The organism is Stenotrophomonas sp. YJH_SMC_135, assembly GCF_059372355.1.
Window position 1 is genome coordinate 594,191 of the sequence record NZ_JCAFVN010000001.1, and the last position, 22,610, is coordinate 616,800.

Annotated in this window: 16 protein-coding genes and 3 tRNA genes; 9 read left to right on the top strand and 10 right to left on the bottom strand. The window is 67.6% G+C overall.

The features are described from left to right. Positions 1-4: 4 nt before the first annotated feature. Positions 5-2,332 (bottom strand): penicillin acylase family protein, encoded by a 2,328-nt coding sequence (locus AC5P98_RS02930; protein WP_046429734.1) that lies wholly within the window; start codon positions 2,330-2,332, stop codon positions 5-7. A 123-nt stretch (positions 2,333-2,455) separates the two neighbouring features. Here AC5P98_RS02930 and bfr point away from each other — a divergent pair, with 123 nt between their 5' ends. Continuing rightward, on the top strand, positions 2,456-2,944 hold the full coding sequence (bfr, locus tag AC5P98_RS02935; protein WP_005408763.1) for a bacterioferritin: 489 nt from the start codon (positions 2,456-2,458) through the stop codon (positions 2,942-2,944). Between the two features lie 282 nt (positions 2,945-3,226). On the opposite strand, the gene parC is transcribed toward bfr, so the two are convergent. Next, positions 3,227-5,470: a DNA topoisomerase IV subunit A gene (parC, locus tag AC5P98_RS02940; protein WP_049403834.1), complete on the bottom strand. Its 2,244-nt coding sequence runs from the start codon at positions 5,468-5,470 to the stop codon at positions 3,227-3,229. A gap of 60 nt (positions 5,471-5,530) precedes the next feature. Beyond that, on the bottom strand, positions 5,531-6,412 hold the full coding sequence (locus AC5P98_RS02945; protein ID WP_046429737.1) for a helix-turn-helix domain-containing protein: 882 nt from the start codon (positions 6,410-6,412) through the stop codon (positions 5,531-5,533). A gap of 172 nt (positions 6,413-6,584) precedes the next feature. On the opposite strand from AC5P98_RS02945, the gene emrR reads away from it, so the two are divergent. From emrR to emrB, 4 genes are read left to right on the top strand one after another with little or no spacing between them, the layout of a single operon-like run. Then, complete coding sequence (emrR, locus tag AC5P98_RS02950; protein ID WP_014646521.1) at positions 6,585-7,028, top strand: multidrug efflux system transcriptional regulator EmrR; 444 nt, start codon at positions 6,585-6,587, stop codon at positions 7,026-7,028. After that, a complete protein-coding gene (emrC, locus tag AC5P98_RS02955; protein WP_014646522.1) occupies positions 7,025-8,518 on the top strand; it encodes a multidrug efflux transporter outer membrane subunit EmrC in 1,494 nt (497 codons plus the stop codon). Before emrR ends, emrC begins: the two co-directional genes overlap by 4 nt. 11 nt (positions 8,519-8,529) lie before the next feature. Then, positions 8,530-9,711 (top strand): multidrug efflux MFS transporter periplasmic adaptor subunit EmrA, encoded by a 1,182-nt coding sequence (gene emrA, locus AC5P98_RS02960; RefSeq protein WP_032956867.1) that lies wholly within the window; start codon positions 8,530-8,532, stop codon positions 9,709-9,711. A 7-nt stretch (positions 9,712-9,718) separates the two neighbouring features. Next, positions 9,719-11,305 carry a multidrug efflux MFS transporter permease subunit EmrB gene (gene emrB / locus AC5P98_RS02965; RefSeq protein ID WP_005408769.1) on the top strand — a complete coding sequence of 529 codons (1,587 nt, stop codon included), beginning with the start codon at positions 9,719-9,721 and terminating at the stop codon, positions 11,303-11,305. Between the two features lie 153 nt (positions 11,306-11,458). Here emrB and AC5P98_RS02970 read toward each other — a convergent pair. Further along, positions 11,459-11,543: transfer RNA gene (locus AC5P98_RS02970), tRNA-Leu, on the bottom strand. A gap of 50 nt (positions 11,544-11,593) precedes the next feature. Further along, positions 11,594-12,493 (bottom strand): LysR family transcriptional regulator, encoded by a 900-nt coding sequence (locus AC5P98_RS02975; RefSeq protein WP_049405483.1) that lies wholly within the window; start codon positions 12,491-12,493, stop codon positions 11,594-11,596. A 98-nt stretch (positions 12,494-12,591) separates the two neighbouring features. On the opposite strand from AC5P98_RS02975, the gene AC5P98_RS02980 reads away from it, so the two are divergent. Next, a complete protein-coding gene (locus AC5P98_RS02980) occupies positions 12,592-13,338 on the top strand; it encodes a sulfite exporter TauE/SafE family protein (protein WP_049405481.1) in 747 nt (248 codons plus the stop codon). A gap of 56 nt (positions 13,339-13,394) precedes the next feature. On the opposite strand, the gene AC5P98_RS02985 is transcribed toward AC5P98_RS02980, so the two are convergent. Both AC5P98_RS02985 and AC5P98_RS02990 read right to left on the bottom strand, forming a co-directional pair. Next, positions 13,395-13,479: transfer RNA gene (locus AC5P98_RS02985), tRNA-Leu, on the bottom strand. A 207-nt stretch (positions 13,480-13,686) separates the two neighbouring features. After that, a tRNA-Leu gene (locus tag AC5P98_RS02990) sits at positions 13,687-13,771 on the bottom strand. A 128-nt stretch (positions 13,772-13,899) separates the two neighbouring features. Between AC5P98_RS02990 and rnr the strand changes: the two genes are divergently transcribed. From rnr to rlmB, 3 genes are all read left to right on the top strand, one after another. Further along, positions 13,900-16,359, top strand: a complete 2,460-nt coding sequence (gene rnr / locus AC5P98_RS02995) for a ribonuclease R (RefSeq protein ID WP_049407967.1) — start codon at positions 13,900-13,902, stop codon at positions 16,357-16,359. Between the two features lie 84 nt (positions 16,360-16,443). Further along, positions 16,444-16,926 (top strand): GFA family protein, encoded by a 483-nt coding sequence (locus tag AC5P98_RS03000; RefSeq protein ID WP_014646528.1) that lies wholly within the window; start codon positions 16,444-16,446, stop codon positions 16,924-16,926. Positions 16,927-17,087: 161 nt separating this feature from the next. Further along, on the top strand, positions 17,088-17,831 hold the full coding sequence (gene rlmB, locus AC5P98_RS03005; RefSeq protein WP_005408775.1) for a 23S rRNA (guanosine(2251)-2'-O)-methyltransferase RlmB: 744 nt from the start codon (positions 17,088-17,090) through the stop codon (positions 17,829-17,831). A gap of 77 nt (positions 17,832-17,908) precedes the next feature. Here rlmB and AC5P98_RS03010 read toward each other — a convergent pair whose 3' ends face one another. The 3 genes from AC5P98_RS03010 to AC5P98_RS03020 are packed head-to-tail and all read right to left on the bottom strand — an operon-like array spanning position 17,909 to position 22,541. Next, on the bottom strand, positions 17,909-19,348 hold the full coding sequence (locus AC5P98_RS03010) for an efflux transporter outer membrane subunit (protein WP_049407969.1): 1,440 nt from the start codon (positions 19,346-19,348) through the stop codon (positions 17,909-17,911). Next, on the bottom strand, positions 19,345-21,303 hold the full coding sequence (locus tag AC5P98_RS03015; RefSeq protein WP_014646530.1) for a MacB family efflux pump subunit: 1,959 nt from the start codon (positions 21,301-21,303) through the stop codon (positions 19,345-19,347). Before AC5P98_RS03015 ends, AC5P98_RS03010 begins: the two co-directional genes overlap by 4 nt. After that, entirely contained in the window at positions 21,300-22,541 is a 1,242-nt protein-coding gene (locus AC5P98_RS03020) for an efflux RND transporter periplasmic adaptor subunit (protein WP_014646531.1), read from the bottom strand. The genes AC5P98_RS03015 and AC5P98_RS03020 overlap by 4 nt, the downstream gene beginning before the upstream one ends. Between the last annotated feature and the right edge of the window lie 69 nt (positions 22,542-22,610).

Sequence of the window (22,610 nt, forward strand, 5' to 3'; positions counted from 1 at the left end):
GGCACTACCGCGCTGGCACCAGTGTCATCACGTGCTGCGTCTTGCCCGGCAGGAACGGTGTCGGGCGCCCATGCACCCAGTCCTCGTGGCCGGCACCCCAGTACGGTGACAGCGGATGGCCGCTCTGGCCGCCGGGCATGTGCACGATGCCGTCGGCCTCGTGGCCGGGCGAGACCACCATGCGCTCGGAGGCGCCGAAGTTCGGCGTCTGCACGCGCGGCATGTCCCGGTCGCCGGGCAGGCGGTCGGCGGGCATGCACAGCCAGCGCTTGGCGATGTCCGGCAGCGCCCGTGCGATGGGGTGGCAGATCGCCGCGGTATTGCGTTCACCCCAGCTGCGCTTGGCCAGCGGCCCCTGCTTGGCCAGCTCACCCTCGGTACGGCGGGCGGCGTCGATCAGCAGCGCATCCCAGCTGTCGAAGGCCGGTGGCAGCAGGTTGGCCGGGCGCTGTTCCAGCATCGGCCAGGCCACGCCTTCCAGCTGTGCCAGGCGTGGGTCCAGGTAGGCATCGCCCAGCTGCGCGTTGGCCGGGGCCAGCAGTGCATCGGACAGCGTGGCCATGACCTGCGTGCGGAATTCACGCACCACCCGGTAGCTGACCGAACTGGCCGAGGCGCGCCCGCCCCATTGATGGCTGGCCTCCTTCAAACGCTTCAGCGCAGGGTCGTCACTGCGTTCGATGACGTCGTGCAGCAGAGCCCACCAGCGCTGCAGGAACACCGCGCGGTCGTCGAGCTGGATCGCCAGAAGGTCGTGCTCGTCGAAGCGCTCCTGGATCGCCAGCAGGTCGCGGATCTGCCGCGCCCGCGCACCCAGGTCATAGCCGCCGTTGCCGACGCTGGCGAGTGCCTCGCCGTCGAGGACGCGTCCATTGGCGGTCCACAGGCGATGGTTGGGGGGATCGATCAATGCCGGCGAGGCATCGCTGCGGATCGGCCACGGCGCGCAGCCCTGGTTGCTGGCGGCATTGAAGCCGGCCGGTGCACAGCCGGGGCCGCGGTCCGGGCGAGCGCCGATCAGGCGCCAGGCAATGCGCCCGCTGCGATCACCGACCACCAGGTTCTGTGCGGGGATGCCGGCACGGTCGGCGAAGTGCAGTGCACCGTCGAGGTCACCGGCGCGGGCCAGGTCAGCGAAATCCAGGCGTACGGCACCGGGCAGGTGTGCGACCCAGCGCAGGGCGTCGCCACTGCCATCGGCATGGGTATGCAGGATCGGCCCCCAGTCGGTTTCGCGCACCGCGAACAGCACGTCGGCCTGGCCGGCCACGGCGATGCGCTCTTCGTGCACGGTCACGGCGGCGTTGGCCGGTTCCGTGCGATAGTCCGCCGTGTCGATGTAGCTGTTGGTGAAGCCCCAGGCGACGTGCCCGTTGCTGCCGACGATCACCGCCGGCAGGCCCGGCAGGGAGAAGCCGGTGACATCGACCTGGCCGCCGGCGGCCTGCGGGTCGGGGTAGCGCAGGCGCACGCGGAACCACAGGCCGGGTGCACGCAGGCCCAGGTGCATGTCGTCGGCAACGATGGCGCGGCCGTCGGCGGTAAGCGCGCCGGCCACCGCGAAGTTGTTGCTGCCGATGACGTCGCCCTCTTCCTGCTCAGTGCCCGTTTTTCCCTTCAATGTGCGCAGGTCCAGCTGGCTGGCATCGGGCAGGGCGGCGTTGCCGGTGGGTTCGCCAAACAGCGGCGCATCCCATTCGGTGCCGTCATGGGCGATCAGCGCGTACAGCGCCGGCGGCACCACTGCGCGGATGCGGCTGAGCGCAAGCTCGGTCTGGTTGCCGGGGTCCTGCAGGTCGGCATACATGGCCAGCCCGGTCAGCACGCTGTCGCTGGCCTGCCACGGTTGTGGTGATTGCCGCAGCAGCAGGTAGGCCCACGGGCGCACGGAGAGATCGGCCAGGCCCTCGTTGACGCCATCTACGTAGGCGCGCACGGCCGTGCCGTTGTCGCCCAGTGCGGCCTGCAGATTCGCCTCGGTGCGTGCACGCAGCCGATGCACGCGCATGCGCTTGTCGGCGTCGATGGCCTTCGGCCCGAACAGCGCCGACAGCTCGCCAGCGGCACTGCGGCGCATCAGGTCCATCTCGAAATAACGTTCCTGCGCGTGTACGCGGCCGAGCGCACGCATCGCGTCGGCCTGGCTGCCGGCAGTGATGGTGACCACGCCCAGCCCATCGCGCTCGATGGTGACCGGCTTGGCCAGCCCCGGCAGCGCATGCTCGCCGTCCAGGTCGGCCAGGCTGCCGCGCAGCAGCAGCCACAGCACCAGTGCGGTGACCAGCACGATGGCGATCAACACGCCCAGCACCCAACGCCATGTACGTCGCATCGCACGTCCTTTCCGAACTCGTGGGCCGATTGTAGCCGCAGGCGCAACTGCGACTGATTCCGATTAGATCACCGTATTTTGAAATGCGGCACCCTATGCCGCATCGATTCACAGGAGCCCCCCATGAAAGGCAACCCGGACGTCATCGCCTGCCTGAAGGAACTGCTGCGCGGCGAGCTTGCTGCGCGCGACCAGTACTTCATCCATTCCCGCCGCTACGAGGACCAGGGCCTGTTCGCGCTGTACGAACGCCTGAACCACGAGATGGAAGAGGAAACCCAGCATGCCGATGCGCTGCTGCGCCGGATCCTGTTCCTGGGTGGCGACCCGGACATGCGCCCGCATGCCACCGAGCCGGGCAAGACCGTGGAGGAGATGCTGCAGAAGGATCTCGATACTGAATACGCCGTTCGGAACAATCTCGCCGCCGGCATGAAGCTGTGCGAGGAGAAGGGCGATTACGTGAGCCGCGACATCCTGCTGGCGCAGCTGAAGGACACCGAGGAAGACCACGCCTGGTGGCTGGAGCAGCAGCTGGGCCTGATCAAGCGCATCGGCCTGGAGCTGTACCAGCTGAGCAAGATCGACGGCAACGGCGCCCCGGCGCACTGAGCGGGCATCGTTTTTTGTAGAGCCGAGCCAATGCTCGGCTGCCTTCCGGTAGAGCCGACCGCTGGTCGGCTGCTCTGCAGAAAGCAGCCGACCAGCGGTCGGCTCTACCAGCAGCACAGCGTTCTGTCGCCCGCCAGCACCGGAGCACCGCCAGCCAGCCTTCGCCCGCCAGCCGCTCCACCGCCCGCCAGCCGACAACGAAAAAGCCGGGGCATTCCCCGGCTTTTTCGTGCCTGGGGTCAGAGCCCTTTCCCATGGAAAGGGATCCGACCCCCGTACCTCTTATTCCACCGACAGCCCTTCCACCTTCTGCCAGCCGCGCGGCAGCAGGTGGCCGCGGGTGGCACGGGCGCCGAGGTAGGCGTCGAGCTCGTTGAACTTCAGGCCCATGGTGCGCTGGCCGCTGCGCACCTGCAGGGTCTGCCCCGGACTGATCGCCACGATGGCGACCACGCGTTCGGTGGCGAGCTTGGCCTTCGGGATCTCGATGATCTTGTTGCCCTTGCCCTTGTCCAGTTCCGGCAGGTCGTTGGCGGCGATCGCCAGCAGGTTGCCGGAGCTGGTCACCGCCACGATGCGGTCGGTGGCCACGTTGGCGACCATCGACGGGGTGAGCACCGACGAGCCGGACGACAGGTTCAGCATCGCCTTGCCGGCCTTGTTGCGGCCGATCAGGTTCTCGAAGCGGGTGACGAAGCCATAGCCATGACTGGAGGCCAGCACGAAGCGGGCATCCGGCTCGGCACTGGCCAAGGTCACGAAGCTGGTACCGGGAGCCGGCGAGAAGCGGCCGGTCAGCGGTTCGCCATTGCCACGCGCGGAGGGCAGGGTATGCACCGGCGTCGAGTAGGCGCGGCCTTCGCTGTCGAGGAACGCGACCTGCTGGGTGCTGCGCGCACGCACTGCGCCCTGCAGGGCGTCGCCGTCGCGGTAGGACAGGGCGGACGCATCGACGTCGTGGCCCTTGGCCGCTCGGATCCAGCCCTTCTCCGACAGCACCACGGTCATCGGCTCGCTCGGCACCAGCTCGGTCTCGTCGATGGCCTGCGCGGCCTGGCGCTGCACCAGCGGCGAGCGGCGTGCGTCGCCGAACTTCCTGGCGTCGGCGGTCAGTTCGTCGCGGATCAGCTTCTTCAGCTTGGCCTTGCTGTCGAGGATGCCGAGGATCTTCTCGCGCTCCTTGGCCAGCTCGTCCTGCTCGCCACGGATCTTCATCTCTTCCAGGCGGGCCAGCTGCTTCAGCTTGGTTTCCAGGATGTACTCGGCCTGTTCCTCGGACAGGCCGAAGCGCGCGATCAGCGCCGCCTTCGGTTCGTCCTCGGTACGGATGATGTGGATCACCTCGTCCAGGTTGAGGAAGGCGACCAGCAGGCCTTCCAGCAGGTGCAGGCGGCGCTCGACCTTCTGCAGGCGGTGCTGCAGGCGGCGGGTGACGGTGTTGCTGCGGAAGGTCAGCCATTCGCTGAGCAGCATCTTCAGGTTCTTCACCTGCGGACGGCCGTCCAGCCCGATCACGTTGAGGTTGACGCGGTAGCTGCGCTCCAGGTCCGTGGTCGCGAACAGGTGGCCCATCAGCTGGTCCGCGTCGACGCGGTTGGAACGTGGCACCAGCACCACGCGCACCGGGTTGGCGTGGTCGGATTCGTCGCGGATGTCTTCCAGCCACGGCAGCTTCTTGGCGCGCATCTGCGCGGCGATCTGCTCGATCACCTTCGACGGCGACACCTGGAACGGCAGCGCCGTCACCACGATGTTGCTGGCCTCCTTGGTGAAGGTCGCACGTGCACGCACGCTGCCGTTGCCGGTCTCGTAGATGTTCCGCAGGTCGTTGGCCGAGGTGATGATCTCGGCGCTGGACGGATAGTCCGGGCCCTGCACGTGCTCGCACAGGTCGCGCACGCTGGCATCGGGGTTGTCCAGCAGGTGCAGCAGTGCGCTGACGATCTCGTTGAGATTGTGCGGCGGCACGTCGGTGGCCATGCCCACGGCGATGCCGGTGGTGCCGTTGAGCAGCAGGTGCGGCAGCCGTGCCGGCATCCAGGTCGGCTCCTGCAGGGTGCCGTCGAAGTTCGGTGCCCAGTCGGTGGTGCCCTGGCCCAGTTCGCCCAGCAGCACTTCGGCGATCGGGGTCAGCTTGGATTCGGTGTAACGCATCGCCGCGAACGACTTCGGGTCGTCGCTGGAGCCGAAGTTGCCCTGGCCCTCGATCAGCGGATAGCGGTACGAGAACGGCTGTGCCATCAGCACCAGGGCCTCGTAGCACGCGCTGTCGCCGTGCGGGTGGTACTTACCGATGACGTCACCGACGGTGCGCGCGGACTTCTTCGGTTTGGACGCGGCATTCAGGCCCAGCTCGCTCATCGAATAGATGATGCGGCGCTGCACCGGCTTCAGGCCGTCGCCGATGAACGGCAGGGCGCGGTCCAGGACCACATACATCGAGTAGTCGAGGTAGGCGCGTTCGGCGTACTCGCGCAGCGGCAGTTGTTCGAATCCGTGGAACACGGGGCGGGCAAGTTCGGTCATGCGGCGTTGTTACCTGTTGTCGGGAGGCGGCGACGGCGGTCGCCGCTCGCAATCCTGTGATTATCCGGATGCGGCGGGGGATGCCAAGCCGCGCGCAGGGTCCAGCCCGGTTTCCAGGCCGTGCCCGGCCCGTGCCAGGTAGCGACCGGGCGGCAGCCCGAAGTGGCGGCGGAACACGGTAACGAACGCGCTGGCGCTGCTGAAGCCCAGCGCGTGGGCGATGTCGGCCACGCTGCGGCCGTCGGTCAGCTGGCGCAGGGCCTCTGACAGGCGCGCCTGCTGCCGCCACTGGGCGAAGCTGAGCGTGGTCTCGTCGCGGAAGTGACGGGTCAGGCTGCGCGGTGACAGACCGGCCCAATGCGCCCATTCGGCCAGGCTGCGTTCGTCGGAGGGGTCGGCCAGCAACTGCGAGGCGATCTTCAGCAGGCGCCGGTCGTGCGGCATCGGCAGGTGCATGCGCTGCCGCGGCGCGGTGCGGATCTCGTCCAGCAGCACGTCGATGATGTGCTGGCGCTCGGGCGTGGTGTCATGGCCGAGCGGCCATTCGCAGATGCGGTCGGCCAGCGCCTGCGCCAGCTTGGACAGGCCCAGCACGCAGGGGTCGGCGGGCAGGGTGGCGCAGGCCGGTGCAGCCAGTGCCATGCCCCAGCCGCGCAACGGGCCGTCGAGGGTGACGGTGTGCGGTTCCAGCGGCGGCATCCAGCCGGCCGAGCCCGGCGCCAGCGACCACGTGCCATGCGAGGTGCGGGTGGTCAGCAGGCCGCGTTCGACGCAGATCAACTGGGCACGCTGGTGGTGGTGCCAGTCGACCTCGCGGGCCAGGCCCTGCTGGCTGTCGAAGCGGAAGGCGATGACCGGCGGGCCGTCGTTGCGCTCGAACCAGTCCAGTGCCTCATCTCTGAGTAGGCGTTTGGGAACCTGAATTTCTGCCTTGTTCATCATGTCCGCTGGCTGAAATGTGACATCCATTGGCTGGATTGTACTACCGGGCCACCTGACCAGATCATTAAGGTAGGCGCCTTCACTGATCGAGCCCGCTGCTGCAACACAGCATTCGATGCCAGATCGAATATTTCCATTGAGAAATATTTTTTTTGGAAGAGAATGCTCCCCCATGATCTGTCCTGCAACCACTCCCCCCAGCTTCGGCCTGCTGCTGCGCCAGGTGCGCGACGGCCTGGTGCGCCAACTCGACGCGTCCATGGCGGAAGAAGATCTGGGAATCGGCTTCACCCATTACATCGGGTTGAAGGTGCTTTCCCACATGGCGCCCTGCACCGCCAACGAACTGGCCCAGGCCATCGACCAGGTGCCCAGCGCGGTCACCCGCCTGCTGGACAAGCTGGAGGCGCTGGGCTGCGTCCGCCGCGAGGCGCATGCGCAGGACCGGCGGGCACTGCAGATCGTGCTGACCGACGAAGGCCGTGCGTTGTGGGCGCGGCTGAAGCTGCGCGGCGACGCGGTGATGGATTACGCGCTGCGTGATCTTTCCGCCGACGAGCGCACGCTGCTGCTGTCCCTCCTTACCCGAATCCGCGATTCACTGACGACCCCATGAACCCGATCCCGCATTCCACTCTCCGCCGGTCCGGGCGCGCGCTGCTGGTGTCAGCGCTGGCGCTGGCCCTGGCCGCCTGCGCCAGCAGTCGTGGCCTCAACCCGCAGGGCCACGTGCTTGACGTGGACAGCCTGCACAGCGAACGCACCCTGGCTGACACCGACCTGAGCGCCGCCGGCTTCCCGGCGCAGGACTGGTGGAAGGCACTGGGCGATGCGCAGCTGGACGCACTGGTCGCCGAGGGCCTGGCCGGCCACCCGAGCCTGGACGCCGCCGACGCGCGCCTGCGCCAGGCCCAGGCCCAGGTCGGTACCGCGCGCGCCGACGAGCTGCCCAGCCTGTCGGTGTCCGGCGGCTACACCGGCCTGCGCCTGCCCGAGTCGATGGTCGGCAGCGAGATGGGCGGCCGCTATGGCGGCAGCAGCCAGGTCGCCTTCGATTTCAGCTACGGCGTGGACCTGTGGGGCGGCAAGCGCGCCGCCTGGGAAGCGGCGGTGGATGGCGCGCATGCCGCCACCGTTGAAGCCCAGGCCGCACGCCTGAACCTGTCCACCGGCATTGCCCAGGCCTATGCCGACCTGGCCTACGCGTGGCAGCTCAACGACGTGGCCGAGGAAGAACTGACCCGCTCGCAGAAATCGCTGCAGCTGACCCGCCAGCGCCGCAGCGCCGGCATCGACAGCGATCTGCAGGTGCGCCAGGCCGAGGCCCGCGTGCCGGCCGCGCAGCAGCAGGTGCTGGCCGCGCAGCAGCGCATCGACGCCGCCCGCACCGCGCTGGCTGCACTGGTCGGCAAGGGGCCGGACCGTGGCCTGTCGATCCAGCGCCCGCAGCCGTTGAACCCGATGGCACTGCAGCTGCCGGGCGTACTGCCCAGCGAACTGCTCGGCCGTCGCCCCGACATCGTGGCTGCGCGCTGGCGCGTGGAAGCGGCCGACAAGCAGATCAAGGTCGCCAAGACCAAGTTCTACCCGAGCTTCAACCTGACCGCGCTGGCCGGCGTGGTCGCCCCGAACGTGGGTGACCTGCTGAAGAGCAGCTCGACCTTCGCCTACATCGGCCCGGCGTTGAGCCTGCCGATCTTCGAAGGCGGCAAGCTGCGCGCCAACCTGGCCAACACCGACGCGCAGTACGACCTGGCGGTGGCCAACTACAACCAGGCCGTGCTCGATGCACTGCGCGACGTCGCCGACCAGGTCAACGCGGTGCGCTCGCTGGCGCAGCAGGCGCACGCGCAGCAGCAGGCAGTGGACACCGCACGCTCGGCCTTCGACCTGGCCCAGCAGCGCTACCGCGCCGGCATCGGCAGCTACCTGGACGTGCTGACCGCGCAGTCCACCCTGCTGCAGTCGCAGCAGCAGCTGGCCGGCCTGCAGTCGCAGCAGGTGCAGACCTCGGTGCGCCTGAGCAAGGCGCTGGGCGGTGGTTTGCAGCCCGCCGACACCGACCGCGCACCGATCGCCTCCCATTCCGATTCCTCGCATTCCTGAAGACGCCCGCCATGAGCCAGACCCAAGACACCGCGGCCCCGGCCGCCCCCAACCGCCGCGGCAACCTGCTGCGCGGCCTGTTCGTGATCGTCGTGCTGCTGCTTGCCGCCCTGGCGCTGTGGTACTTCATGTTCGGCCGTTGGTTCGAAGAGACCGACGATGCCTACGTGCAGGGCAACCAGGTGCAGATCACCCCGCTGGTGGCCGGTACCGTGGTCGCCATCAATGCCGATGACGGCATGCGCGTGGAGCGCGGCCAGCTGCTGGTGCAGCTGGACCCGTCCGACACTTCGGTGGCGCTGCAGCAGGCCGAAGCCAACCTGGCCAAGACCGTGCGCCAGACCCGTGGCCTGTACCGCAGCGTGGAAGGCGCGCAGGCGGACCTGAACGCCCGCCAGGTGACCCTGAAGCGCGTGCGCGAGGACTTCGCCCGCCGCAAGGATCTGGCCGCCACTGGCGCCATTTCCAACGAAGAACTGGCCCACGCCCGCGACGAGCTGGCGGCGGCCGAAGCGGCCGTGGCCGGTTCGCGCGAGACCGTCGAGCGCAACCGCGCGCTGGTCGACGACACCGTGATCGCCACCCAGCCGGACGTGCAGGCCGCCGCCGCGCAGCTGCGCCAGGCGTTCCTCAACAACGCCCGCGCCGGCATCGTCGCGCCGGTCACCGGCTACGTTGCCCGTCGTTCGGTGCAGGTGGGCCAGCGTGTGCAGCCGGGCAATGCCCTGATGGCCGTGGTGCCGACCGAGCAGATGTGGGTCGAGGCCAACTTCAAGGAAACCCAGCTGCGCCATATGCGCCTGGGCCAGGAAGTGGAGCTGAAGTCGGACCTGTATGCCGGTGACGTGAAGTACAAGGGCCGCATCCAGAGCCTGGGCCTGGGTACCGGCTCGGCGTTCTCGCTGTTGCCGGCGCAGAACGCCAGCGGCAACTGGATCAAGATCGTGCAGCGCGTGCCGGTGCGCATCGCCATCGATGCCAAGCAGCTGGCCGAACACCCGCTGCGCATCGGCCTGTCGATGAAGGCCGAAGTGAGCCTGCGCGACCAGAAGGGTGAAGTACTGCCGAGCACCCCGGCCAAGGGCACCGTGTTCGACACCGACGTATATGCCAAGCAGCTGCATGATGCCGATGAGGTGATCCACACGATCATCCAGGGTAACCTGCCGCAGCAACAGGCAAAGGTGGGCTGAGGTCGCCATGTCCGCACAAGCTCCAGCCGCACCCGGCGCTCCGGGTGCACCGGCGGCGCCGGGTGCGGCCTCCGGGTTCCTGCCACCCAGCGTCGCCCTGTGCACCGTGGGCCTGGCGATGGCGTCGTTCATGCAGGTGCTCGACACCACCATCGCCAACGTTTCACTGCCGACCATCGCCGGTAATCTCGGCGCCAGCTCGCAGCAGGCGACCTGGGTCATCACTTCGTTCGCGGTCAGCACGGCCATCGCGCTGCCGCTGACCGGCTGGCTCAGCCGTCGCTTCGGGGAGCGCAAGCTGTTCGTCTGGGCCACGCTGGCCTTCGTCATCACCTCGCTGCTGTGCGGCCTGGCGCAGAGCATGGGCATGCTGGTGCTGTCGCGTGCGCTGCAGGGTTTCGTGGCCGGCCCGATGTACCCGATCACGCAGTCGCTGCTGGTCTCGATCTATCCGCGCGAGAAACGCGGACAGGCATTGGCGCTGCTGGCGATGATCACGGTGGTGGCGCCCATCTGCGGTCCGATCCTCGGTGGTTGGATCACCGACAACTACAGCTGGGAATGGATCTTCCTGATCAACGTGCCACTGGGCATCTTCGCCGCGCTGGTGGTGGGCAACCAGCTGAAGGGACGCCCGGAGCAGATCGAGAAGCCGAAGATGGACTACGTCGGCCTGGTCACCCTGGTGATCGGTGTCGGTGCCCTGCAGCTGGTGCTCGACCTGGGCAACGACGAGGACTGGTTCTCGTCGATGAAGATCGTGGTGCTGGCCTGCGTGGCGGTGGTGACGCTGACGGTGTTCCTGATCTGGGAGCTGACCGACAAGGATCCGATCGTCGACCTGAAGCTGTTCCGGCACCGCAACTTCCGCGCCGGCACGCTGGCGATGGTGGTGGCCTACGCGGCGTTCTTCAGCGTGGCGCTGCTGATCCCGCAGTGGCTGCAGCGTGACATGGGCTACACCGCGATCTGGGCAGGCCTGGCGACCGCGCCGATCGGCATCCTGCCGGTGATCATGACGCCATTCGTCGGCAAGTACGCATCGCGCTTCGACATGCGCATGCTGGCCACGGTCGCCTTCATCGTGCTGTCGATGACCAGCTTCCTGCGTTCGAACTTCAACCTGCAGGTGGACTACATGCACGTGGCCGGCGTGCAGCTGATCATGGGCATCGGCGTCGCGCTGTTCTTCATGCCGGTGCTGCAGATCCTGCTGTCGGACCTGGATGGGCGCGAGATCGCGGCGGGCTCCGGCCTGGCCACGTTCCTGCGTACGCTGGGTGGCAGCTTCGCGGCGTCACTGACGACGTGGCTGTGGGCGCGGCGTACCCAGGTGCACCATGCCGACCTGACCGAGCACATCTCGGCCTATCAGCCCGGCATGCAGGACCAGGTGACGGCGATGGGGCAGGGCGACCTGCAACACGGTGCAGCGGTACTGAACAACATGATCAACCACCAGGCATCGCAGATGGGCTTCAACGACATCTTCTTCCTGCTGGGCTGGATCTTCCTGGCGATCATCACGTTCCTGTGGCTGGCCAAGCCGCCGTTCGGCGCGGGTGCAGGTGCTGCCGCCGGTGGCGGGCACTGACCGTTCATTGCTGTTGAAACGCAGAAACCCCGCCGCAAGGCGGGGTTTTTCTTTTGGTGGATCCACGCCACGCATGGGTGGATCTCGGGGCGTGAATTCCCAGACCCCGGAAACGAAAAAACCCGCTTTCGCGGGTTTGATCATCTTGAGTCGTGGTGCCCAGGAGAGGACTCGAACCTCCACGGTTTTACCCGCTAGTACCTGAAACTAGTGCGTCTACCAATTCCGCCACCTGGGCGACTCAGGAGATGAATTATGGGGAGCGACAGAAGATGTGTCAACAACATTTCACACTTTTTTCTGGGGCTGCACGCCCAGGTGATGCAGCAGGCTGCGCATCGCCGGTGACAGTCGTGTCCACTCGGCAAAGCACGCGCACAGGCGTCGTTGCGCCCACGCATTGGCGAGCGGTACGGCGACGGTGTGCGTGCTGCGCCGATGCTGGCGCGCGATGGTCCGCGGCACGATGCCGACGCCGATGCCGTGGCCGACCATGATGCACACGCCTTCGAAGGTCTTCATGCGGATGCGTACATCCAGGCGGCGCCCGATGTCGCGCGCCTGGTCCTCGATGTAGGTCTGCAGTGCATTGCCATCGGCCAGGGCAACGAAGGTCTCTCCGGCAGCCTCGGCAAAAGCCAGGCTGCGCCGGGTCGCGAAGCGGTGGTCGGCCGGCAGCAGCATCACCAGGGGATCTTCGGCGACCACATGCTGCTGCAGGCCGGCAGCGTCGACCGCATCACTGATGATGCCGGCCTCGGCCTGGCCCGCATTGATCGCACGCACGACCTCGGGGCTGGTGCGCTCCAGCAGTTCCACATGCAGGCGTGGGCGTTCGGCCAGCCACGGCGCGAGCCGCGAGGGCAGGTAGTTGGTCAGCGCGGCGGTGTTGGCATACAGGTGCAGGGTGCCGCGCGCACCCTGCGCGAACGCTTGTAGTTCGCCACGCAGCTGTGCCTGCTGCTGCAGGATCAGGCGTGCGTGGTGGGCGAGGGCGGCGCCGGCCTCGGTCAGGCTGACGCCGCGTGGGTGCCGGTGCAACAGCGCGGTGCCGGCATCGGCTTCGATCGTGCGCAGGCGCTCGCTGGCTGAACCCAATGCCAGGTTTGCCTGTGCCGCGCCGGCGGTGATGCTGCCGGCTTCGGCGATTGCCAGGAACAGGCGCAGGTCGGCGATGTCCATCCGCATGTCGTGCCTCATTGCTGATCCGGCGCCTTCGGGTCAGCCGAAGGCTGGGCCGGGAAGACCGCATTGTGCGCCTGGCGAGGGCCCGGTCCAATGAAGCCATGCATGAATCGACATACTTCTATTTGCTGCTGGTGGTGGTGTTCGTGCTGGCCGGCGTGGTCAAGGGCGTGACAGGGATGGGGTTGCCGACGGTGGCGATGGGCCTGCTGGGCAGCACCCTGTCACCGGTGGCGGCGGCGTCGATGCTGTTCATTCCAACCTTCGTCACCAATGCGTGGCAACTGCTGTCCGGGCCGTCGCTGGGCCACATCGTGCGGCGTTTGTGGCCGATGATGCTTGCCGTGGTGGTGGTGACGCTGGGTTCGGCCGCACTGCTGGTGCGGGTCGATCGCACCTGGTCGCGCGTTGCGCTGGGCGTGGCATTGGTGGTCTATGCCGCCTATGCGTTGCTCGCGCCGGTGTTCCGCGTGCCGCAGCGGCGCGAGCGCTGGCTGGGGCCGCTGGTGGGTGCGCTGTCCGGCGTGGTGACGGGGGCGACGGGTGTGTTCGTGATGCCGGCGGTGCCGTACCTGCAGTCGCTGGGATTGCAGCGCGAGGAGCTGGTGCAGGCGCTCGGGCTGGCGTTCACCGTGTCGACGATTTCGCTGGCCACCGGTCTGGTGCTGCACGGTGCGTTCGGCATCCAGCAGCTGGGGTTGAGTGCGCTGGCGGTGCTGCCGGCGCTGCTGGGCATGTGGCTGGGCCAGATGATCCGGCAGCGCATCAGTGCCCGCGTGTTCCGCGCCTGCTTCCTGGGGTTCCTGCTGCTGCTCGGGCTGGAACTGGTGCTGCGGCCGTTGTTCTGATGCCGGATCCGGGGCATGAAAAAACCCGCTTTCGCGGGTTTTTCTCATTCTCGACGTGGTGCCCAGGAGAGGACTCGAACCTCCACGGTTTTACCCGCTAGTACCTGAAACTAGTGCGTCTACCAATTCCGCCACCTGGGCGTCGAGGAGCGAGATTATGGGGTGCCGTGATGGGGGTGTCAACACTTTTTGCTGATCCCGGGTCGGTTGCCGTTGCGCATGCGAAACGGGCTCTGCCCCCCATCTCACTCGCTTGGGGCCAGAGCCCTTTCCTCTGGAAAGGAATCCGACCCCGGCTGCCGGATCACAGGCAAAAAAAATCCCCGCCGAAGCGAGGAGTTTTTTCGTTGGTGCCCAGGAGAGGACTCGAACCTCCACGGTTTTACCCGCTAGTACCTGAAACTAGTGCGTCTACCAATTCCGCCACCTGGGCGTTCCAGAGGCGCAATTGTGAAGATGAATCCGCAGGCTGTCAACGACTTCCTGAATATTTTTGACGCGATCGCTTGAAGGCGACCGCTGACCCGTTCTGCACGCCGCCAGCGGCTACCATGTAGGGCGATGACTATCAAAAAACCAAGCAAGGGCGGGAGCAAGTCCCGCAGCCAGGCCCCGAACAAGGGCGCCAAGGCGGGTGCAGCCCGCACCACCAAGCCGGGCAAGCCGCTGCCGGGCTGGTTCCCCGAATTGAATGAAGGCGGTGCACCGCCACGCGGCCGCAAGGTCCGCAGTACCGATGCACCGGGCCCGGCCCCGGGCCGCAAGCTGCCGCCGGCCGGCAAGGTGATCGACGATCCCTATGCCGCCCGCGAAGCGGAGAAGTACGAACAGCCCATCGCCAGCCGCGAGGCCATCCTGGCCCTGCTGGAGCGCTGCGAAGGGCCGCAGACCGCCGAGGAACTGGGCGCGCGCCTGGGCCTGACCGCTCCGGACCGGGCCGAGGCGCTGTCGCGCCGGCTCGGTGCGATGGTCCGCGACGGCCAGCTGGTGCAGAACCGTCGCGGCGGTTTCGCCCCGATCCAGACCCTGAACCTGGTCACCGGTGTGGTGATCGCCAACCCGGAAGGGTTCGGCTTCCTGCGCCCGGTCGAGGGCGGCGACGACCTGTTCCTGCCGCCTTATGAAATGCGCAAGGTCATGCACGGCGACAAGGTGCTGGCCCGCGTGACCGGCATCGATCACCGTGGCCGTCGCGAAGGCAGCATCGCCCGCGTGCTGGAGCGCGGCATGACCCGCCTGATCGGCCGCTTCAGCATCGAGATGGGCATCAACTACGTGGTGCCCGACGACAAGCGCGTGCAGCGCAACGTGCAGGTGCCGCCGGACCAGACCGGTGGTGCGCGCGACGGCCAGCTGGTGGTCTGTGAACTGACCCAGGCGCCGGACAGCCGCCGCCCGCCGATCGGCCGCATCATCGCGGTGCTCGGCGACAAGCTGACCGCGTCGCTGGTGGTGGAGACCGCCATCCATGGCCACGAGCTGCCGTTCGAGTTCCCGCAGGAGGTGCTGGACGAAGCGGCCTCGGTGCCGCTGGTGGTCGAGCCGGCGATGATTGGCGACCGTGTCGACCTGCGCAGCACGCCGCTGGTCACCATCGATGGCGAGGATGCCAAGGACTTCGACGACGCGGTGTACTGCGAGCCGAATGCCGAGGGTTTCCGCCTGGTGGTGGCGATTGCCGACGTCTCGAATTACGTTCGCCCTGGTACGCCGCTGGATGAAGAGGCGCAGAAGCGTGCGACGTCGGTGTACTTCCCGGGCTTCGTGGTGCCGATGCTGCCGGAGACACTGTCCAACGGCATCTGCTCGCTGATGCCGAAGGTCGACCGCATGTGCTTTGTCTGCGACATGCAGATCGACCGCGATGGCCTGGTCACGCATTCGCGCTTCTACGAGGCGGTGATGAACTCGCATGCGCGCCTGACCTACACCCAGGTGTGGAAGGCGGTGGGCGAGGACGATGCCGATACCAAGGCCTGGATGGGCGACCTGCTGCCGCAGGTGCAGCGCCTGCACCAGCTGTACAAGGTGCTGTCCAAGGCACGCGCCAAGCGCGGTGCCATCGAATTCGAAAGCAGTGAAGTGCGCTTCGTGCTGGACAACCGTGGTGAAGTGACCCAGGCCGGCATGCTGGTGCGCAACGACGCGCACAAGCTGATCGAGGAGTGCATGATCGCGGCCAACGTCGAGGCCGCCAGGTACCTGCTGTCGCGCCATGTGCCGGCGCCGTACCGCATCCACGAGAAGCCGCCGGAAACCAAGTACGCCGACCTGCTGGAATTCCTCAAGGAGTTCAAGCTGAGCCTGCCGCCGTGGTCGAAGGTGCGCCCGGGCGATTACACCAAGCTGCTGAAGAAGATCCGCGACCGCCCCGATGCCACGCTGCTAGAATCGGTGTTGCTGCGCAGCCAGAGCCTGGCGATCTACAGCCCGGAGAATCACGGCCACTTCGGCCTGGCGCTGGAGGCGTACGCGCACTTCACCTCGCCGATCCGCCGTTACCCCGACCTGCTGGTGCACCGTGCGATCAAGCATGCGTTGTCCGGCAAGCCGCTGGACAAGTTCACCTACAACGCGCGCGAAATGGCGGCCCTGGCGCTGCAGTGTTCCGAGCGCGAGCGCCGTGCCGACGAAGCCGAGCGCGAGGTCGACGAGCGTTACCGCGCGGCGTGGATGGAAAAGCACGTGGGCGGCCAGTTCGACGGCGTGATCAGCGGCGTGACCAGCTTCGGCCTGTTCGTGGAACTGGACGAGTCCAAGGTGCAGGGCCTGGTGCATGTGACCCAGCTGCCGCAGGACTATTACAAGTTCGACGCCACCCGCAAAACGCTGACCGGCGAACGCCGCGGCAGCAGCTACCGGCTGGGTGACCGCGTGCGGATCCTGGTGCTGAAGGCCAGCATGGAAGAGCGCAAGATCGACTTCCGCCTGGTCGAGCACAAGGGCGAGGACGAGGGCGATGGCCTGCCGCCGCCGCCCGAGCGGGGCAAGCCGGCCAAGCGCACCAAGAAGAAGTATTGAAAGGTGTGCCGACCAACGGTCGGCACCTACCTCAACTGGTAGGTGCCAACCTTGGTTGGCACGACGTTCCGGAGGAACCCCAGCATGCAAGGCCAACCCGAATACAGTGGCGGCTGCCAGTGCGGCGCGGTCCGCTTCCAAGCGCGTGGCGAGCTCACCGACAGCTCGATCTGCCATTGCCGGATGTGCCAGAAGGCGTTCGGTGCCTATTACGCGCCGCTGGTATCCGTGCGCGGCGTGCAGTTCAGCTGGACCCGCGGCCAGCCGCGCTATTTCCAGTCGTCCAACGTGGTGCGGCGTGGTTTCTGCGCCGACTGCGGTACACCCCTGACCTATGAAGCCCCGGATGGCGTGGCCGTGGCTGCCGGCGCCTTCGATGAGCCGGAACGCCTGCCACCGACGATCCAGTACGGGGTGGAGCGCAAGCTGCCGTTCGTCGACAGCCTGTCCGGCCTGCCGGCGCGGCGCACCGAGGACGACGTCGCCGCGCTGGAGTTCCTGGCCACCATCGTCTCCCACCAGCACCCCGACCACGACACCCCGCACTGGCCGCCGCGCAGTCGGTAACGCCCCTCTAGCGCCGAGCCCACGCTCGGCTGCTCCGGGTTCAGGCTTCATCGGCCCCCCGCCAGCCGAGCATGGGCTCGGCGCTACAGAGGGGCGGCCGGTCGCAGCGCCCGGCCTGCCGATGCTCTACCATAGCCACCCCCTTTCCGGTCCCCGCCCGCATGAGCAAGAACAGCCAGTGGATTGTCGGCGTCAACGCCGTCGCCTCCTCCATCGAGAACGACGCCGAGAACGTCCGCGAAGTGCTGGTCGAGGCCGGTGCGAAGAACCCGCGCCTGACCGAGATCGAAGAGAACGCCCGCCGCAAGGGCATCGATGTGCGCAAGGTGAACAGCCAGGCGCTGGACGGTGTTGGCGGTTCGGTGCGCCACCAGGGCGTGGCCGCGCGCTACGCCGCCGCCCGTACCTACAGCGAGAACGAGCTGGAAGGGCTGGTCACCGCGGCCGAGGGCAAGGCCCTGCTGCTGGTGCTCGACGAGGTGCAGGACCCGCACAACCTCGGCGCCTGCCTGCGCTCGGCCGCTGCCGCCGGGGCGACCGCGGTGATCATCCCGAAGGACAAGTCGGCCACGGTCAATGCCACTGTGCGCAAGACTTCGGCCGGTGCCGCCGACCTGATCCCGGTGGTGGCGGTGACCAACCTCTCGCGCTGCCTGAAGGACCTGCAGAAGCAGGGCGTGTGGATCTACGGCCTGGCCGGTGAAGCCACGGCCTCGCTGTACCAGCTGGACCTGAAGGGCAACATCGCGCTGGTGCTGGGCGGCGAAGCCGATGGCCTGCGCCGCCTGACCCGCGAGAACTGCGATGGCCTGGTCAAGATCCCGATGCCGGGCGAGATCGAGAGCCTGAACGTCTCCGTCGCCGCCGGCGTCAGCCTGTTCGAGGCCGTGCGCCAGCGCGGTTGATCGGCCAGCGCGATGTGATCGGGGTCAGATCCCTTTTCCAATGGGAAAAGGGATCTGACCCCGTTTCATGTCCCGCCTCACCCCGCGCTGCCGCCCAACGCCTTGAACAGCGTCACGTCGTTGTTGAGCTGGCCCTGGCGCGCACGTGCCAGCGACAGTTCGGCATCACGCCGGGTCTGCTGCGCTTCCAGCCAGGTGCGCAGATCGGTGGCACCCACGCGGTAACGCACTTCCTGCGCGCGTTCCACTTCCACCGCTTCGTCGTATGAAGCCTGCGAGGCCGCCACCTGGCGCGCCAGCTGCTCGCGCGCCGACAGTGCGTTGTCCACTTCCGAGAGCGCGGTATACAGCGTCTTGCGGAAGTTGCTGGCGGCGATCTGGTAGGTGGTGCCGGCGATATCGGTATCCAGCTGCGCACGCTGCAGGTTGAGGAACGGCAGCGACAGGCCGGCGCCCAGCGTGGCCACCGGGTTGCGCAGCACATCGCCCAGCGAGGTCGCGCTGGAACCGAGGCTGCCGGTCAGGCTCAGCGCAGGGTAGTACTGGGTGGCGGTGACCTTGATGGTCTTCAGACTGTTGCGCAGGCGAAGTTCGGCCGCGCGCAGATCGGGGCGGCGGCCGAGCAGATCGGTCGGCAGGCCTTCGCTGATGGCTGGGCTGCGTGCGCCCAGCAGGTCCTGTGGTTCGTCCTGCTGGGGCCAGGGCGTGCCGTCCAGCAGCACGGTCAGCGCGTTGCGCACCTCCACCCGCTGCTGTTCCAGCGCGCTCTGCAAGGACCGCTGCGACTGCAGGTTCTGCAGTGCCTGGCGCACTTCCAGGCGCGATACCGCACCGGCGTCGAAGCGGGCCTGCACCAGTTCGCGGGTGCGTTCCAGGCGCTCCAGGTTGGCCTGGCCGGTGGCGATCGACTGGTTGAGGTAGGCCAGGTTCCAGTACTGGGTGATGGTGTCGCTGATCACCAGCAGCGCGGTGTTCTGCCGATCTTCCTCGCTGGCCTCGGCTTCCCAGCGGGCGATGTCGCGCTGGGTGCGCAGGCGGCCCCACAGGTCCACTTCCCAACCCAGCGAGACGCCGGTGGAATAGCTGCGGCGCCAATCATCAGACTGGTCGGTGGCGCGGCTGGCGCTGCCGCTCACGCCGGATGACGAGGGCTGCGGCCACAGTGCGTTGCTGGCCAGGCCGGCCTGCAGGCGTGAACGCTGCACGGCCAGGCCGGCGGCGGCCAGATCGCTGTTGGCGGCCAGCGCCTGCGCCACCAGGCGGTCCAGGCGTTCATCGCCGAAGCCGGTCCACCAGGTGTCCTGGCGGATGTCGCGGCCCGGTGTATCCAGGCTGCTGCGCGGGTCATCGGCTGGCGCGTTGAGGGTGGCATCGCCACGTCCATACTGCGCCGCCACGGCCGGGTCGTGCACCGGGTAGCGGCCGACCGACGCGCAGCCGGACAGGGCGAGTAGAACGGCACCGGCCAGCAGCAGGTGCCGGGGAGCGGGGAAGGGCAGTCGGGTCATCATCTTCATTCGCGGGCCAGGGCCTCCACCGGGTCGAGCTGCGCGGCGTTGCGCGCTGGCAGGAAGCCGAACGCAACGCCGATCAGGGTCGAGCAGGCAAACGCGGCGACGATCGAGGCGGTGGAGAACAGCACCTGGAAGTCGCTGGCGAAGCGGCCGATCATCGAGCCCAGCAGCAGGGCCAGGCCGATACCGAGCACGCCGCCGAGCAGGCAGACCAGCACCGCTTCAATCAGGAACTGCTGGCGGATATCACTCTGCCGTGCACCGACGGCCATGCGCACCCCGATCTCGCGGGTGCGCTCGGTCACCGATACCAGCATGATGTTCATCACGCCGATGCCACCGACCAGCAACGCGATGGCGGCGATGGCACCGATCAGCAGGGTCATCGTGCGCGTGGTCTGCTCGATGGTCTCGCGGATCTCGGCGCTGTTGCTGAGGAAGAAATCCTCGGTGCCATGGCGCAGGGTCAGCAGGCGGGTGATCGCTTCCTGCGCGGCGTCCATCGGCGTGTCATCGTCCACGCGCACGGTGATGCTGGACACGTGGCTCTGGCCGAGCATGCGCGACATCACCGTGGTGTACGGCACCCACACGCTGAGGCTGGTGCTGCCGCCGAAGCCGAAACTCTGCCGCTTGGCCACGCCGACCACGCGCGCCGGCACGTTGCCGAGCAGGATCACCTGGCCGACCGGGTCGACATCGGGAAAGAACTGGGACTGGGTGTTCTCGTCGATCACCGCCACCTGGCCCAGGCCCTTGACCGCATCGGCATCGAAGAAGCTGCCGCTGAGCAGGGTCACGCCCTTGACCCGGAAGAACTGCTCGCCAACGCCGCTGACCTGGGCGGTGGACGACTGGTTGCGGTAACGCGCGGTGACCGAAGTCGATACGCTGGGGGTGGCGCTGTCCACGTAGCTCTGCCTTGCCAGTGCATCGGCATCGCTGGCCTTGAGCGTCTGTACGCGCGCCGAGCGCATGTCGCCGAAACCGCGGCCGGGATAGACGTCGATGGTATTGGTGCCGAGCGCGCTGATGTTCTGCAGGATCTGCTGCTGGGAGCCATTGCCCAGCGCCACCACCGAGACCACCGAGGCGATGCCGATGATGATGCCGAGCATGGTCAGGAAGGTTCGCAGCCGATGTGCGTTCATCGCCAGCAGCGCCATGCGGAACGCTTCGGTGAAGCGGTCGCGCGCGGCCCGCCAGCTGTTGCCGCGGGCGACGCCGGTACTGGCCTCGCGCTGCGCACGGTAGGTCGGCGCATTCGGGTTGGCGCGGTCGGCGATGATCTCGCCATCGCGGATTTCGATGATGCGCTGCGCGTGCTCGGCCACGCTCATGTCGTGGGTGACGATGATGATGGTGTGGCCTTCGGCATGCAGTTCGCCGAGGATCGCCATCACTTCCTCGCCGGATTTCGTGTCCAGCGCGCCGGTCGGTTCGTCGGCCAGGATCACCTCGCCGCCGTTCATCAGGGCGCGTGCGATCGACACGCGCTGCTGCTGGCCACCGGACAGCTGGCCCGGCTTGTGATGCATGCGGTCGCTCAGGCCCAGCCGCTGCAGCAGTTGCTCGGCACGCGCGTTGCGCACCGGGCCGGGGCTGCCGGCGTACACCGCCGGCACTTCCACGTTGCCGCGCGCATCCAGGTCGCCGAGCAGGTGGTAGCGCTGGAAGATGAAACCGAAATGCTCGCGGCGCAGTTCGGCCAGTTCGTCCGGTTGCATCTTCCCGGTTTCGCGGCTGGCCACCTGGTAGCTGCCACGGGTGGGACGATCGAGGCAGCCGAGGATGTTCATCAGCGTCGACTTGCCCGAGCCGGACTGGCCGACGATGGCCACCATCTCACCGGCATGGATGTCGAGATTGACGTCGCGCAGCACGGCGATCACATCATCGCCGGCCGGGAATTCACGTCGCAGGTCGCGCAGGCGCAGCAGCGGCGCCGTCGTGCTCATCGGCGCCCCATGCCCGGGCCGCCAACCCGCATCTGCATGCCGCCGCGGTTGCCGCCGCCGGCGCTGGCACCGGCCGCACCCGCTTCGCCAACCACCACGCGCTCGCCTTCCTTCAGCCCGGACAGGATCTCGGCCGAGGCGCCATTGTTGATGCCCACCGTGACCTTGCGCGGCTGCGGCTGGCCCTTGTCGTCCAGCACCCGCACCATGCGCTCGTCGCCACGGCGCTTCGGCCCCAGCGCCACTGCCGGCACCATCAGCACGCCCTTGGCCTGCTTGAGCAGCACCGAGACCTGCGCGGTCATGTCGATGCGCAGCGTGCCGTCCGGGTTCTCCACGTCGAACAGCGCGTTGTAGTAGACCGCGCTGCTGGAACTGGAACTGGAGGAGCTGCTGGAGCTGGATGAATTCTCGTTGGCGATCGAGGCTGGCGCCGGATTGATCTGGCGCAGCGTGGCGTGGTACTTGCGGTCCGGGTCGCCGAGCGTGGTGAAGTACACCGGCATGCCGGCCTTGATCTTGACCACGTCGGCCTCGGAGATCTCCGCATTGACGGTGACCACGTCCAGCCGCGCCAGCATGACGATGGTCGGCGCGGTCTGGTTGGCGTTCACCGTGCGGCCTTCCTCGGCCACCACCGCCACCACGGTGCCGTCCATCGGCGCGGTGATGCGGGTGTAGGCCAGGTTGGCGCGGGCGGTGCCCAGCTCGGTTTCGCGGCCCTTGATCTGCGCCTCGTAGGACTGCAGCTGGGCACGGGCGGTCTTCAGCTGCGCCTCGGCGGCATCGTATTCCTGGCGCGAGGTGGCCTCGGCGGCCAGCATCTGCTGCTGGCGCGCGAATTCCAGTTCGGCCTGGCGCAGGGTGGCCTGCTGGACGGCGCGCTGGGCGGTGACCTGGTCCAGCGAGGCCTGCGCGTTGAGCACCTGGTTCTGCTGGGTGGTGGCGTCGATCTCGGCAATCAGGTCGCCTTCCTTCACGGTGTCGCCCAGCTGCACCTTCAGCGACTTGATCTGGCCCGAGGCCTGCGCACCGACGCTGACCAGCTTGTAGGCATCGATCACGCCGGTGGCGTCCACCGTCTGCTCGATGTCACCGCGGCTGACCGGCGAGGTGGCCACCGCCGGCGCGGCGGGCTTGCGCAGCAGCCACCAGGCGGTCGCGGCGACGATCAGGGCAAGCAGGGCGATCAGTATCAGGCGACTCCGGCGGGTCGCGGGCAGCAGGCGGAACGTCACGTCGTGGCTTCACTCTCGGGGCCGCGCGTGCGGCGTTGGCGGGCATTGTGAAGACCGGGCGATGGACGG

What these genes read in the sequence shown, in the direction of transcription:
- AC5P98_RS02930 (WP_046429734.1), bottom strand. Translation starts at nt 2,332, where the DNA reads ATGCGACGTACATGGCGTTGGGTGCTGGGCGTGTTGATCGCCATCGTG.
- bfr (WP_005408763.1), top strand. Translation starts at nt 2,456, where the DNA reads ATGAAAGGCAACCCGGACGTCATCGCCTGCCTGAAGGAACTGCTGCGC.
- parC (WP_049403834.1), bottom strand. Translation starts at nt 5,470, where the DNA reads ATGACCGAACTTGCCCGCCCCGTGTTCCACGGATTCGAACAACTGCCG.
- AC5P98_RS02945 (WP_046429737.1), bottom strand. Translation starts at nt 6,412, where the DNA reads ATGATGAACAAGGCAGAAATTCAGGTTCCCAAACGCCTACTCAGAGAT.
- emrR (WP_014646521.1), top strand. Translation starts at nt 6,585, where the DNA reads ATGATCTGTCCTGCAACCACTCCCCCCAGCTTCGGCCTGCTGCTGCGC.
- emrC (WP_014646522.1), top strand. Translation starts at nt 7,025, where the DNA reads ATGAACCCGATCCCGCATTCCACTCTCCGCCGGTCCGGGCGCGCGCTG.
- emrA (WP_032956867.1), top strand. Translation starts at nt 8,530, where the DNA reads ATGAGCCAGACCCAAGACACCGCGGCCCCGGCCGCCCCCAACCGCCGC.
- emrB (WP_005408769.1), top strand. Translation starts at nt 9,719, where the DNA reads ATGTCCGCACAAGCTCCAGCCGCACCCGGCGCTCCGGGTGCACCGGCG.
- AC5P98_RS02975 (WP_049405483.1), bottom strand. Translation starts at nt 12,493, where the DNA reads ATGCGGATGGACATCGCCGACCTGCGCCTGTTCCTGGCAATCGCCGAA.
- AC5P98_RS02980 (WP_049405481.1), top strand. Translation starts at nt 12,592, where the DNA reads ATGCATGAATCGACATACTTCTATTTGCTGCTGGTGGTGGTGTTCGTG.
- rnr (WP_049407967.1), top strand. Translation starts at nt 13,900, where the DNA reads ATGACTATCAAAAAACCAAGCAAGGGCGGGAGCAAGTCCCGCAGCCAG.
- AC5P98_RS03000 (WP_014646528.1), top strand. Translation starts at nt 16,444, where the DNA reads ATGCAAGGCCAACCCGAATACAGTGGCGGCTGCCAGTGCGGCGCGGTC.
- rlmB (WP_005408775.1), top strand. Translation starts at nt 17,088, where the DNA reads ATGAGCAAGAACAGCCAGTGGATTGTCGGCGTCAACGCCGTCGCCTCC.
- AC5P98_RS03010 (WP_049407969.1), bottom strand. Translation starts at nt 19,348, where the DNA reads ATGAAGATGATGACCCGACTGCCCTTCCCCGCTCCCCGGCACCTGCTG.
- AC5P98_RS03015 (WP_014646530.1), bottom strand. Translation starts at nt 21,303, where the DNA reads ATGAGCACGACGGCGCCGCTGCTGCGCCTGCGCGACCTGCGACGTGAA.